This window comes from Chryseobacterium sp. Leaf394 (genome assembly GCF_001424105.1).
GTDB lineage: Bacteria > Bacteroidota > Bacteroidia > Flavobacteriales > Weeksellaceae > Chryseobacterium.
Genome location: NZ_LMQH01000011.1, coordinates 609,016 through 622,342, shown reverse-complemented (window position 1 = coordinate 622,342; position 13,327 = coordinate 609,016). Strand labels below are relative to the sequence as shown.

Annotated in this window: 13 protein-coding genes; 6 read left to right on the top strand and 7 right to left on the bottom strand. The window is 33.4% G+C overall.

What is annotated here, in order from left to right; genetic code table 11:
* Window positions 1-21: 21 nt before the first annotated feature.
* Entirely contained in the window at window positions 22-2,883 is a 2,862-nt protein-coding gene (locus ASG21_RS07325; protein ID WP_056082223.1) for a SusC/RagA family TonB-linked outer membrane protein, read from the bottom strand.
* A 738-nt stretch (window positions 2,884-3,621) separates the two neighbouring features.
* Here ASG21_RS07325 and ASG21_RS07320 point away from each other — a divergent pair.
* Entirely contained in the window at window positions 3,622-3,909 is a 288-nt protein-coding gene (locus tag ASG21_RS07320; protein WP_056077665.1) for a helix-turn-helix domain-containing protein, read from the top strand.
* 218 nt (window positions 3,910-4,127) lie between these two features.
* On the opposite strand, the gene ASG21_RS07315 is transcribed toward ASG21_RS07320, so the two are convergent.
* The 4 genes from ASG21_RS07315 to ASG21_RS07300 are packed head-to-tail and all read right to left on the bottom strand — an operon-like array spanning window position 4,128 to window position 9,886.
* Window positions 4,128-5,153 (bottom strand): hypothetical protein, encoded by a 1,026-nt coding sequence (locus ASG21_RS07315; protein WP_128414239.1) that lies wholly within the window; start codon window positions 5,151-5,153, stop codon window positions 4,128-4,130.
* A 56-nt stretch (window positions 5,154-5,209) separates the two neighbouring features.
* On the bottom strand, window positions 5,210-6,874 hold the full coding sequence (locus tag ASG21_RS07310; RefSeq protein WP_056077658.1) for a restriction system-associated AAA family ATPase: 1,665 nt from the start codon (window positions 6,872-6,874) through the stop codon (window positions 5,210-5,212).
* Window positions 6,871-8,301, bottom strand: coding sequence for a restriction endonuclease subunit S (locus ASG21_RS07305; protein WP_056077655.1), 1,431 nt, complete (start codon window positions 8,299-8,301; stop codon window positions 6,871-6,873). The genes ASG21_RS07310 and ASG21_RS07305 overlap by 4 nt, the downstream gene beginning before the upstream one ends.
* Before the next feature lies 1 nt (window position 8,302).
* Window positions 8,303-9,886, bottom strand: coding sequence for an N-6 DNA methylase (locus tag ASG21_RS07300; protein ID WP_056077652.1), 1,584 nt, complete (start codon window positions 9,884-9,886; stop codon window positions 8,303-8,305).
* Window positions 9,887-10,044: 158 nt separating this feature from the next.
* On the opposite strand from ASG21_RS07300, the gene ASG21_RS07295 reads away from it, so the two are divergent.
* The 3 genes from ASG21_RS07295 to ASG21_RS07285 are packed head-to-tail and all read left to right on the top strand — an operon-like array spanning window position 10,045 to window position 11,995.
* Entirely contained in the window at window positions 10,045-11,187 is a 1,143-nt protein-coding gene (locus ASG21_RS07295; RefSeq protein WP_056077649.1) for a DUF3800 domain-containing protein, read from the top strand.
* A gap of 10 nt (window positions 11,188-11,197) precedes the next feature.
* A complete protein-coding gene (locus ASG21_RS07290) occupies window positions 11,198-11,515 on the top strand; it encodes a hypothetical protein (protein WP_056077646.1) in 318 nt (105 codons plus the stop codon).
* Window positions 11,516-11,995, top strand: a complete 480-nt coding sequence (locus tag ASG21_RS07285; protein WP_056077643.1) for a hypothetical protein — start codon at window positions 11,516-11,518, stop codon at window positions 11,993-11,995.
* A gap of 391 nt (window positions 11,996-12,386) precedes the next feature.
* Here ASG21_RS07285 and ASG21_RS20205 read toward each other — a convergent pair whose 3' ends face one another.
* Window positions 12,387-12,536, bottom strand: coding sequence for a hypothetical protein (locus tag ASG21_RS20205; RefSeq protein ID WP_157844519.1), 150 nt, complete (start codon window positions 12,534-12,536; stop codon window positions 12,387-12,389).
* A gap of 8 nt (window positions 12,537-12,544) precedes the next feature.
* Between ASG21_RS20205 and ASG21_RS07280 the strand changes: the two genes are divergently transcribed.
* Window positions 12,545-12,799: a hypothetical protein gene (locus ASG21_RS07280; RefSeq protein WP_056077640.1), complete on the top strand. Its 255-nt coding sequence runs from the start codon at window positions 12,545-12,547 to the stop codon at window positions 12,797-12,799.
* Window positions 12,800-12,802: 3 nt separating this feature from the next.
* A complete protein-coding gene (locus tag ASG21_RS07275) occupies window positions 12,803-13,099 on the top strand; it encodes a helix-turn-helix transcriptional regulator (RefSeq protein ID WP_056077637.1) in 297 nt (98 codons plus the stop codon).
* 43 nt (window positions 13,100-13,142) lie between these two features.
* Here ASG21_RS07275 and ASG21_RS20325 read toward each other — a convergent pair whose 3' ends face one another.
* A complete protein-coding gene (locus ASG21_RS20325) occupies window positions 13,143-13,292 on the bottom strand; it encodes a hypothetical protein (RefSeq protein ID WP_185113717.1) in 150 nt (49 codons plus the stop codon).
* Window positions 13,293-13,327: the final 35 nt, after the last annotated feature.

Here is a 13,327-nt window from a genome sequence, read left to right as displayed (position 1 = left end):
TCCGCATACATTGTCCTGGCATTACAGGCTCAGCTGCAGTCCAAATGAAACCGTTCTAAGGGGCGGTAAAAATGTGGCAGATCCCAGTTCCGGGTCGATGCCAAAAAATTTAGTCAGCGTTACCAGGTTCTGTCCCTGCAGAAAGACTTTCACTTCCCTGAAAACCGTCTGCTTAACAGGTATGGAATAATTTAGCTGTACATTCTTCAACCTTATAAATGATGCATCAGAAACACTGGCATCACTCGTCTGAAACAAAGTATGCGACGGATGCGGCGTCGGACGGTAAGGCATATACAATCCCGTCGGATTTTCAGCAGACCACACATTCAATGCTTCCACAGGAAGATTGTTCATATTTCCGGGAGAAGCTATCGCCGCATTGTAATTCCTGCTTTGCTGCTTTACAAACTGTATCAGGAATGACAGGTTCAGATTCTTATACGCCATACTGCTGCTCAACCCTCCAAAAAACTTCTGTCCTATATTTCTGATCAGCTGGCGGTCACCGGCAGCTGAAATCGTACCGTCACCGTTAAAATCCGTAAACTGATAAACACCCGTTGCCGGATTGATTCCGTTCAGTTGATAAACTTTGATAATGCTCACCGGCTGACCTACAACATACGTATTGGCATAAGTAGAACCTTCAATACCCGGAAAAGAGATCAGCTTATTCCGTGGAAAACTGATGTTAAACGAAGAGTTCCATGTAAAGTCCTTGGACTGTACAATCTTCCCGCTGACCTCTATTTCAAGACCTGTATTCTGAATCACTGCATCCAGGTTGGAAAGCACCGAAGTAAATCCTGTTACTGCAGGAAGCTGATATCCTACCAGCTGATTGCCGGAGCGGTTGCGGTAATAAGCACCGCTCAAATTCAGCCTGTTCTTAAATAGTCCCAGTTCTAAGGCTGCTTCCATTTTCACAGTCCGTTCCCAACTGAAATCAGGATTATAAAGTTTTGAAGGAATCAGACCCGTCACCCCGTTATAGATCAGTGTTGAAGTTGTAAACGTATCCAGGTACTGGAAATCTCCTATATTATCACTTCCTGACGTACCGTAGCTTCCTCTCAGTTTGCCAAAGCTCAGCCAGGAACTGTCCTTCAGCCACTGCTCTTCAGAAAAAAGCCATGCGGCTCCTACCGCTCCGAAGTTTGCATACTTGTTGTTGGGTCCGAATCTGCTGCTGCCATCCCTTCTTCCTGTGATATTCAGGATATACTTTTTGTCAAACTGGTAGTTCACCCTACCGAAAAATGCAGCATAGCGGTATTCTGTATTGATATGGTCCAATATTACCTTGGTCTGTGCAGCACCGATGTTGTAAATAAAAGAATTGCTTTCAAATCCTATTCCCTGAATCGCTCCCTGTCCTGCCTTATCCCTCTGATAAGTAGCTCCCGCTAGAACATCAACCTGATGCTTCTCCCTTTTCCAAAGGTAACTGAGCTGAGGTTCTACAATCATTGAAAACCGGTTATTGTTGCTTTTGGATGCCTGTGAATTGGCAGGGGTTGTTCCTGATGCAGGATTGAATGCCGTATTGGGACGTAGTGACCATTCCTCCAATGTCTGATAGGTAATACCGCCATTCAGTTTGATTCTGAAATTCCTGAACGCTTCATATTCTGTACTCATATTCGTCAGAAACTGAAGCTGGTCATTGGAATAGGAATTCTCATATGCAGCTACCGGATTGGTAAACGTTCCGCTTTCCCAGTTCAGGCTCCCGTCAGGAGAATACAGTGACGGAGCATTCGGAGAAAGCAGATGAGCAGAACGCGTAATGTCAGAACTGATCAGGTTATTGTCCATTGCAGAAAACTGGTTGGACATATTGAAACTGAACTTCCTGTCAAGAGAACGGTGATTGATATTTCCGGAAACCGTATTGGTTCTGTACTTGAAATCCTGCCCGAATACAGTCGTCTGTTCATTATGTCCCAGGCTCAGCAAAAATGCCGTTGTCTCACTTCCCCCGCTCAACGAAAGCTGATTGGCCGAGAGTGTTGCCTGATCCCCGATCAGTTCCTTCCGCCAGTCCGTAAACCTGTTTACATCCCATTTCCCATTCACATCATACGCCGTGGCAGGATATACTGTGATATTGCTGTTGGCATATGCCTGCTTTCTCATAGTGATATACTGCTCCGTATTCATCATCTTCAGATTGGAAATGGCATGGCTCAGACCATAGGAAGAATTCAAAGTCACCTTAGCATTGCCTTTCTTCCCTTTCTTAGTGGTTACAAGAATCACCCCGTTCGCACCCCTGGAACCATAGATCGCCGTCGCATCAGCATCCTTCAGAATCTCAAAGCTTTCAATATCATTGGGATTGATCGCATTCAATGGATTGATATCCGCATTAGGCAGTACCCCGCCCGCATATCTTGAGATCGTGCTTCCACCTACAGGAACACCGTCAATAATATACAGCGGAACATTCCCGTCAACTTCAGAATTCCCTCTGTTACGCAGAGAGTTCCTCCCCCTGATCTGAATATCAAACCCCGCCCCTGCAACACCTGAACTCTGCGTAATAGAAACCCCAGCCATCCTGCCCTGCGCTGCCGCAAGAACATTAGATACAGGCTGATTCTCAATATCTGCCGAACCAACCTTCGAAATACTACCCGTCCTCTCCCTGTCACGAACCTTATAATAGCCCGTATTCAGCACCACCTCATCAATTCCCTTCACATCACCTGGACGAATAGAATCGCCTTTGACAGCTGTGCGTGTTGAGTCCACAGCATTAACCTCTTTCCTTACCTCTTTTTTAATCAATCTGTCCTGCGCCTCCGCTTGACTGCATATCACAGCCAGCATAAAGACACAACCCATACTTCCTATGCTATAATAGGATTTTTTCATAGTTTTGTAATGTTTTAATTTAATTAATTCAATATTCATTGCTCCTTCCTCAGTGTCCAAACTTATGGGAAGGGGCTTTTTTTGTTGAATTATGTTATCCGTCAGGATGAGCCTGATGAATTTCTATTTCATTGGTTTCTTATCATTTAGTAAAACATATTAATTCGCTGTGGATTGCTTCCCATCAGTCAGATTCTGAACCAAGGGATTCCATAAGCAATCCCTTGCTGTTCAGAAAACAGGTCTTCCAAAATGCCCAATAGCAATAAGTTCAAAAAACTCAATCACCAGAGCACACCGGAAAGCATAAAAAATATTAATTAATATGAATGAAATTGTCCCGAGAAAGCCGTAAAGCCGCAATAGGTTGTACACCCTACTGTATCATGTCAAGATACTCTATGTGTAAAGCGGGCTTAGAATGTTATGCAGAAAAAGCGGACAACATGAGATTAAAACGGCATGGGAAATTCTACAATATCTGCTATTGAGGCACTGGTATACCATACACACAGATAAGCGAGAAAACCCACGCCTAGGACGTGAGCATCATACTTATTGTCTCGTGTGTTAAAAATTACCAGTTTTCAATAGCGAGATTCTAAGCAATAGCTTCTATAATTCTTTGAAGTATCGCAAAGTTACATTTCTGTAACCTATTTTACAAATATATCATAAAATTTTGATTTGTGACATACTTGTCAATGAAATTTTTGACAATTATGTCACATTTATTCTATGAATAAGATTGAGGACACATTTTGTATTGCTGTAGCAGATTACATTAAAGATTATATAAAAGATAATAATATAGATTTAGCGGATCTTGCAGCCGCAGCAAATGTTGACAGAAAGCAAGTTTACAGACTTATTAATAAGGAAAATATTCCATTACTATCAACTGTTGTTAAAATTGCATTGGCTGCCGGGCTTAAAATAAATATCGGAAAATTGCAATTTAATTTTGATGAATATAAGGCTAATAACAAAATTTTTACTGCTATTCCCAAAGATAATAAGGATTAGTTCATAACTATTTAGCTGTTACCTTGTAGTATCGATCGGAACATTGTTGAAGAACATTTCTGTTTGTTCTATTTCCTATATAATAAAAATCCTTATTCAAAATTGAGGTTGTAAAATATTTTACATTTTTTGCATAATTATATATATCATAATCATGAGAGCATTTCGCTTTCAATTTTTAAAATTATTATAAATTGGTAACAAAATTTTTAGATTTTTTATTTCATCTCTGAAGATCCTGACACCTCTTCTATTGCTTTTAATAATGTAGGAAAAGTCTTAATCTTATCCAAATAAGCTGCCTTCAAAAAGCTTAAATTTTCTTCTTTATCATTTTTTATCACAAAGTCAATTGCTTTGCTGGCATTGTATCCTGGTATTTCGTCTTTTAGTGAACCATAAATATTTTTAGCTTTCCTGAACCATCCGCATTTATTGTCTGCTAACTTTCCTTGATATCGGGATTCAATTTTATAAATTCTATTCCAAACCTCTACCTCTGGTGATGAAATACTATATTTTATTTTAAAAGATTTCTTGTCAAATTTTTCATCTTTTAAGTCATCAATAATAAATGGAATAATGGATGAATTAAAATCAACCAAAACATTTATAGCTGAATGGATTTTACTGAATGGATAAAATGCTTTTTTCTTACCGCTTGACAAAATATCTTTTTCTCCCTTTATACCTCTACCATTACAATCATCGCACATGGGAGCTAGATTATCAAAATTAACAGAGGATAATGGATAGTGCTTGATAGGTAAATAATGATCGAAGGCTGATCTATTATCAGAGAACCAGGTTTTTAAATCTCCGTAACCACAACAGGGACATTCTTTGAAACGATTGGTTTTAGAAACTAAAAGATCATAATAGTCTTTTTTATAACCATAATTATCTTTTACATCTTTCCATCCCAAAAATTTTGTATATAATTCTGAGAAGAAATTCACAATTGCAACTTTAATTATTGGGTGAAAATCCATTGAATAAACAGGAGTATTTGAACCATTGCATAATTTCTCAATTTCATTATTATTGATGAAAGTCTCTTGAAATTTATCCTTTTCTGCCTGACTTAAACTTTTGTCCCGAAATAAAGAATATATATTATCCACAGAATTTTTAAACCACTCATAATCTTTATTTTCGTAAATAGATTTGAGTTCAATGTTTAATCTGGTTTTGGGTAGTTTTCTATCAGCTTTACACCAGACCTCGACAATCAAATACTCCATCAGCTTGTGGACGTTTTTTATCTTATGATTAACAGGTTTATAAACTCTTAGCATATTTATTGTTTTTCTAATTCGTTAAGCTGGGCAAACAATAATATTTTTTCCATCGAATCCCCTAGATGAGAAACCCTGTTTTTATATTTTAAAACTTCCTTAGGCAATAAAGTTTTTTTGTTTTTTATCTCTCTAAGTATATCTTCGATTTCTTCCCTCGATTTATCACCTATAGTATAATTCTTCTTAAACAGATTTTCCATAATTAAATCTGTTGATGTTCCATATGTTCTAAATTTCTTTCTCAGTGCATTCTGAGGGTCTTCTCCCTTCTTGAAAACAATAACTTTATCAGGAAAACAATCGGAAATAATAAATGGAGAGTGTGAAGTGATTAAGACATCTTTCATTATATTTTTTGTTTTACTGGCTTCTAAACTTTTTTGTAATGTTCTAATGAATTTTGAACGCCAATCAGGATTGAAGTGTGTTTCCGGCTCATCTAATAATAAAACAGCCGACTTATTTTTCAACATTAAACAAATTCCAAGTGTATGCAAAAATTGTTGTTCACCATCTGACAAATTTTTCATTAATAGCTGGGAGATTTCTTTAGTTACGATATTCTCTTTCTCAATATAATAGTCTAGAAAATGGAATACGGTTTCTTCAGGTGCTGGTCGTGGTACTTTTCCATCAGTATAATATCCTTTAGACTGATAGACATCAGATTTAATTGCGCCAGCAACAGTCCTATAATTTAATGTATAAAGAATTTGAAAAGCTCTGAAAAGTTCAAATATTCCATGCTTGAAGTTTATATCAAATGCTTTTTTTGTCTCAGGATTGACCCAAAAATCTAGAGTGAGATTTGCGTCACTCTCATAATAAGAAGTGCTACATTTCTTAAACTTAGCAAGGGTTGCTGAATATCGATCAATAATATTATTATTCCCTTCTAAGTGTTTGTTTACATTCATTCGGAAGCGTTTAATACTTTTAATTCCCAATTCCGTTTCTAATGGTTCTAATACAGAATCTTCTTGAAATATGTAATTTGAAAGCAAAACCGCCTGACTCATTTCATAATCAATATAAATCAGACTACTCTCCGGCTCATTATATTTTAAGTTTTCATTTAATGCTTCTAAATATTCATCAAAATGTACCAATCGAGTTTTTAAGAAAGGAATACTTAATATCTCGTTCTCACCTGAAGAATAGCCGATAACTAAATCTGGAAGATATTTTTTAGCTTCTGCTTGTATCTTACCATTTTTTTGAGCTACAACAGAAACTTTTACTTTTCCCCCATTAAAAGGATATGGCTGATGATACATTTCTGGGCGTTTTCCCACTTTTTTTTGAATAGTTACCAACGTAAAATTTTCTATATTTGACTTTGCTCCATTCTCTTTCAGAATGTAGTATCGCAATAGAAATGCATCGGGTTTACAATCTTTTTCATCAAAATTATCTACGAAAACTTGAGGCTGATTCACATTTGCACAACTCTCTATATGATAAAAAATATTTGCCAAAGCTTCGAGAACGTTTGATTTTCCACTACCATTCAAACCTGCAAAACAAAACGGGTGAAAATCATTCCATTCCTTACTCAGAATTTTAGGCTCAATAAATTCGCAAAATTCATCTCTGAAAGAAAGCTTGAATCCTTTCTTTAAACTACCATAATCTGAATTGATTTCTAATTTGAGTAATTTCATTCTGATACTGTTAGTTTAATTTTACCTCTAATATTTTTTTGCTCAATTGCTCCTTTCTCTAATAATGACAAGAGGTGCTTAAAAGCAATATCATACTTTTCAATATCTGAAAATTTATTATTCTCGATCCAATCAATTAAAATTGAAAGTCTATTATTTTCTTTAAATTGTTCTAAGTTGAATGTGTTTATTAAATCGTCAAAAATTTCATATTCAACATTAATCCCATCCTTTCTTTCAGAAATATTCTCAAAAAGAAAAGACTTTTGAAGATGAGAGTCAAATAACTGTTGAAATATGTTTAATGAATGTTCTAATCTTTGCTTGATTGAATTCAACGTGTTACAAACGTTCTCATACTTTCTTTGCAAGTCTATAGGAGCTACAAAAATCTTTTGCTTTAATAAATTTGAAGCACTGATATTAGCTAGATTACCTGAGATTCGAGCTTTGTTTCTTAATACATATTTACCAAATGAAGCATTAAAATAACCACTAAAATAATATGGATTTAATATATCTTCATCTAATAATATTCTGAACAAATAACCAGCATAGGTATAACCCAATCCTTTATCCCACACTGCCAATTTTCCTACAAGATCTGGGCTATTTGTTCTATTAAAGAGTACTTCTCTATCTTGAATTTGACTGGATTCAAATTCACTTTTTTTTATTGTAACATATTTCAAATTTGTAAGGTCAATATCACCATTGTAAGTAATATTATTCATCCTCACAACAGGATACCCATCAATATCTGAGTTCGGTTTTTCTGTCAATCCATATTTTGTACTTTTTACAGCATTTGTTGCATCTATACTGATGTAATCCCACTTTTCGGATAACGGATTATCCAAAAAGTACTCTAAGAAATAGTTTTTCTTAAGCGTTTCTATAATTTCTATAGTTTTAACTTTTAAGTCAATTACATCTTGTAGTTGATTTAACTCAGATACTATCTTTTGTTGATCTGTTATATTCTTTGGAAAAGTTATTTTTACTCTTCTTAAATGTTTGTTGCTTAATATTGAGATTATAGCTTTATTAGCCTTAAATTCTAACATCCCCTTATTTAATTTCACCCAATAGTAGAATAATTCAGGAAGTATTAACTCCGAATCTAAAAACACGCCTGTTGTTTGATCATTTGATGCTGATGGAGAATCTACAATGCATACCTTTCCAATGTCTCCTTTAGTTCCTATAACAATTGTATTTTTTTGATGTAGAAAAACATACTTATCATTTAAAGCACTTTTAGATACTTTTCTTATTGTATTAGTAATTGTTTTTCTTCCATCCATATCAGAAGGTGTAATCCAATTAATTTCTTCTTTAAAATATTCCTTCATTTGTGAAGGAGGTGTCTTTCCTGTATGAATGGATTTCGCAAGTTTCCCTATTTTATACTCAACAAACTCCATATTATAAGTTATCTAAGTTCTTTAACTGTTCTGAAATAGATTTCTCAAGAACTTTTAATTGTTTTAGTAATGATTCTGTTTTTTCAAATTCTTGCGGAACATATACATATTCTTTGTATAAATTGAAGTTTAGCTCAAAATCATTTTCTATAATCTTTTCGACTGGTATTTCAAAATGATGTAATTCAAGGTTTGATTGATCTTTATTGTTTTTATTTGTCCATTCATTAAGCATATCCTTTAATGGAAAATCAATAGTTCTTTTTCTAGCATTGTCTAAAGAATAACCATCAGAATCCATCCCGTAAAACCAAACATTTAATGATTGTAAATCATCCTCCTTATTTCTATATTTCCTTTTAGAAAAAAGTAGAATAGATGTTTTTACTCCCGTATACGGAAGAAAAGTTCCACTTGGCAACGAAACAACTCCTTCTAATGCGCAATCCGTTAGTAAAAGCTTCCGGATAGCTTTGTGAGATTTTCCGGAATTAAACAGAACACCTTCAGGAACAATCACTGCTGCACGCCCTCCTTCTTCAAGCATATAAATAATTCTTTCAAGGAATAATAATTCAGACTGTACTGTAATATTTTTTCTATTTCCTTCTTTATCAAATTGTGGAGGATATACCCTATCCAAATTTTGACTGATTCTTATACTATCAACTTTCCCAGTAAATGGAGGATTTGCTAATATATATTTATAAAGTCCTTGAATTGATTTATTTTTTATATCATCTGACTTTTCACCTTTTTTTCGTGATAGTTCAATATTCTCATAATCTTCAGATAATGAATCAGTGTATACTAAATTTGGTTTTTCAATTCCATGCATCATTAGGTTCATTACCCCAATACGGATCATTGTCTGATCTATATCAAACCCAAAAAAAGTTTGCTCTTTTAAATGTTTCGTTTTAGTATCATCTAAATTATCTCCATCAATACCTCGGGGAAGTCCATCTTCATCATCAGTAACTTTTTTTGAATATTTCGTAAGTATATATTGGTATGCTCCAACTAGAAAACCACCTGAGCCCGATGTTATGTCACATATTTTACCATCTATATCCGGATCTAATATATTTGCCATTAAATATATTATATGACGAGGAGTCCTAAATTGTCCATTTTTACCCGCTTCATTAGTTTGTAGTAACAAATGCTCGTAAACATCACCTTGAATATCCTGAAAATGATTGTTTTTATTTTTTATCTCATCATCAATTAATGAATAGATGTCATTAATATAATTCATCGCATCTCGAAGTAATGCGGGGCTCTTAAATTTGAATACCGCATCATTCATAGCTATAGCATAGGGGTCTTCCGCAGATGCTAAATCATTCTTTATAAAGTTGAATACATTATTTTTTACATGATTTAAAAGTTCACTATCATTGAACTTATTGTAAACACTCCATTTGTATTTATCTTCTAAATCACTTTTAAATGATTCTAGTCTTTTCATAAAGAGGAGATATGATATTTGGTCTATCGCTTCAATTGGATTAGCTAGACCCCCAGCCCATAATCTATCCCATAATGACTGTACTTTATTTTTTATATCTGTTGATAACATATATTCTGTTGTTAACCTAATAATCTTGCTCAACAAAATATCGAGCAAATGCAAATATACTTTTAATTCATATTTTCTAAATCCTATTTGAAAAGTTAATTTGCAGATTCTAATAAAATAATATTAGAAAATCTTGTAACTTTATAAATTTAGGATATATGAAACAAGTAATTGCATTTGCAGATGAATTTGGAAACAACTCATTTAAATTTTCAACGGAAAGCACACACTTTATAATTGCCAGTATAATAGTAAATTATGAAGATTTGGAAAAATTTTATATTGAAGTTGAAAAAATCAGGTCAAGATATTTTCAGACTGGAGAAATCAAATCATCTAAAGTAAAAGATAATTATAAAAGGAGACTTCATATATTAGATGAGCTTGCCAAGCTTAAATTCAATATTTACTCAGTAGTTGTTGACAAGACAAAGCTTTATGGTGAAGGATTTAAATATAAAAAGTCATTCTACAAATATTTGAATGGTATACTCTATAAAGAACTTTATAAAACGTTTCCACGGTTGGAGCTTAAAGTCGATGAACATGGTGGCAATGAATTTATGCTCGAATTCAAGAATTATGTAAGGCAAAATCATATTCGCACATTATTTGAAGGTTCTGAGTTTTTTGTTAATAAAAGTGATAAAGAGTTAGGAGTACAAGTCGCTGATTTTATTGCCGGTACATTAGGTTATATTTTTGATGAGCATAAAAAAAGTGATCATTCTCAGCAATTCTTAGAAAGACTTTCTGGAAAGATTATCGGTATTAATCACTTTCCAAAAGTGTATAAAATTAATGAGTACAATGAAACGAAGGCTGACGAATTTTACAGTCAGGCAATTACAGATTTAAGTCTTCGAAGCATTTTTGACTATCTTGATACTGCATCTCCCGAAACCCAACAAATGCAGGATGCTATAAACTTTCTGAAAGTCTTAGTTCGATACCATGAATCCAATCACTATAAAAACTACACCACCGCCCAGGAGTTCATCGAACATCTTAATGTTAACAGAGAGTCCAAATTAGGTAAAGAACAATTTGGAAATATGGTTGGTAGTTTACGAGATAAGGGTATTCTTATCGCAAGTAGTCGTGAAGGTTATAAAATTCCAACTAATAACAGCGAAATAAAAAAATATGTTCAACATGGCAATTCCATAGTTTTGCCATTATTGCGAAGAATTAATCTGTGTCGAGAATCGATACTATTGGCAACAAATAACTCTCTGGATATTTTAGATGATCCGGAATTTCAGACTTTGAAAGATATAATTGAAAAGGTAAGACCATAAAAAAATAACCATGAATGAACATCAAAAAGAACTTTTAATCTTATTGTTTGAAAAAAAAGCAGATGTGACAGCACAAATAGATCATCCTTATAGCGCACTAATTCAGGCTGCTTTCAATACCGTAGATTTTGAAAGATTAGTTAGAGATTACATTGAAAATAATATTCCCGAATTTAGTGATTCAATGTACAACAATATTGAAAGGAGAATACCAAACTATAATGATCATGAAAAAATGTTTGAAGATCTTAATGAGCTTTTAGAAGCAGGAATGAATTATCGAAAATCCCAAAGATTAAGAAAAATTTTAGAATTACAATTATCATAATTGCCTGACGATTATAAAATTGATTTTTTTAATACCTTCTTTAATTCTGAATATTCTTATGATAAAAGAGCAGCAATTCGGTACGTTGAGTTTGCGCAAACTGATGTAACTGAAAAATTATTAGATGAATACCTTTCGTCCGGCTATGTCCATTATTTAAATTTGTTGGTAAAACCAGAAAATGCAAATATTTTGGCGCAAAATGCTGAAGGAATCTGGGAAACTGAATTATATCATTCACATAAAAAAAGAATTATAGAGATCTGTGCTTCAGAAAATCCTGATTCTTTTGATTTTCTAAAATCTGTAGACTATTCATATTATTTATTATATCAAATTATCAGAAAAGAGATTGAGCCAGAAGTTCTTATGGAAAAACTGGAAGAATTAGATACAGAACAGCACCACTTTGCTTTATTGCATTTTAGTAAATGGATTGATTTTTCATTTGTAGAAGAAAAAGTGAAACAATATATATAGTTGAACAAATAAAGCTTCTCAGATGATAAAAAAAACAACTAGGTCTTTCTATGGAATATTCAATTGATCTTGTAACCGAAATTTTATCACCCTTCCAATCTGTTGCAGTTTCTCTTGTTGTAATCATTTGAGCAAGATTAAAACGATAATCTTTTAGATTTACGACAACTCTATTGATCTCATTTGTTATCGTATTGACATAATCCTGCGTGAAGTTTTTTAAAGTTAGTGGGTTTTCAATAGACATTTCAAAATCAGGTAGGATCGTATTTAAAAACAACTCTATCTTATCAATTATCTCATAACCTGCTTTCACTTTTTTTCCTTCAAGTATCTCACGGATGTAACTATCTGAAATTCCTATTTTTTTACTGTAAACAACGGATTCTCTTTATCCAACAATTTTTGATAAAGCTTCCTTAACTCTTGCAGTTTTATTTATTCTGTCCTGTTGTATAGCCTCGTATATCCTGTTAATCTCATCTTCAGAAGGAGTGGAATGCATATTTTCATCAATTTCTGCTATTACAATTCTGTGCATTATTAGCAATGAATTATTCTACAATAAATGAAATTCATGCGTACAATACTTTCCAAAAACAACTTCGTACTATTTTAGAAAAAGATGGCTATTTCACAATAACGAATATAGATATTGAAGAGCTTAGAAAAATTGGTCCGAACGGATCACTAATCAACCTACATGATAAGGCGATTAAACAGATTGATATAATACCTATTGTAGATTTTTATAGAGAAATTTTTGATGATAATTATAAAAAATTTTTTTGTCTAGATTACTAATGAATGATAGACAAAGAAGTTTTAAATAATAAGAATGCACTTGTGAATAAGCACCTGTGCAATTTTATTGAAAGTAAATTACTGCGAGAATATTATAACCAAAAAGGCGAAATTATTTCACAGAATGAATATGCTAAACTCTGTGGCATAACCTCTTCTACAATTTCTAAACTAAAATTGCCAGAAGGTTACAATATTCCCATGTCAACTATTTATAATATACTTAGGCATCAGCAGTTTTCTTTAGAACAGTTCTTTAAAGAATTTGAAAATGCTAAAGGCATAACTATCCCAGATTAAAGTGCATGCCTGCGATTTATATTTATTTATTCAATTCGCTGTATTATCTATCTGAACATTGATGGGGAACTTCTTCTGTTTCTTTATATACTTCTTGGGTTTTGTCGTGCTTTTTGATCTTCTGATAAAGAATTATTGATAATACGATGATTGCAATAGTAGCAATTACACTGTAGATTTTTAGTGTTTTCATATTTGTGGTTTTTGAAAGGTATCAAAGTACCATTA

Bases quoted from the DNA above. Each gene is read 5' to 3' on its own strand.
- ASG21_RS07275 (WP_056077637.1), top strand. From the start codon at position 12,803: ATGATAGACAAAGAAGTTTTAAATAATAAGAATGCACTTGTGAATAAG.
- ASG21_RS07300 (WP_056077652.1), bottom strand. From the start codon at position 9,886: ATGTTATCAACAGATATAAAAAATAAAGTACAGTCATTATGGGATAGA.
- ASG21_RS07280 (WP_056077640.1), top strand. From the start codon at position 12,545: ATGAATTATTCTACAATAAATGAAATTCATGCGTACAATACTTTCCAA.
- ASG21_RS07310 (WP_056077658.1), bottom strand. From the start codon at position 6,874: ATGAAATTACTCAAATTAGAAATCAATTCAGATTATGGTAGTTTAAAG.
- ASG21_RS20205 (WP_157844519.1), bottom strand. From the start codon at position 12,536: ATGCACAGAATTGTAATAGCAGAAATTGATGAAAATATGCATTCCACT.
- ASG21_RS20325 (WP_185113717.1), bottom strand. From the start codon at position 13,292: ATGAAAACACTAAAAATCTACAGTGTAATTGCTACTATTGCAATCATC.
- ASG21_RS07315 (WP_128414239.1), bottom strand. From the start codon at position 5,153: ATGGAGTATTTGATTGTCGAGGTCTGGTGTAAAGCTGATAGAAAACTA.
- ASG21_RS07290 (WP_056077646.1), top strand. From the start codon at position 11,198: ATGAATGAACATCAAAAAGAACTTTTAATCTTATTGTTTGAAAAAAAA.
- ASG21_RS07305 (WP_056077655.1), bottom strand. From the start codon at position 8,301: ATGGAGTTTGTTGAGTATAAAATAGGGAAACTTGCGAAATCCATTCAT.
- ASG21_RS07320 (WP_056077665.1), top strand. From the start codon at position 3,622: ATGAATAAGATTGAGGACACATTTTGTATTGCTGTAGCAGATTACATT.
- ASG21_RS07295 (WP_056077649.1), top strand. From the start codon at position 10,045: ATGAAACAAGTAATTGCATTTGCAGATGAATTTGGAAACAACTCATTT.
- ASG21_RS07325 (WP_056082223.1), bottom strand. From the start codon at position 2,883: ATGAAAAAATCCTATTATAGCATAGGAAGTATGGGTTGTGTCTTTATG.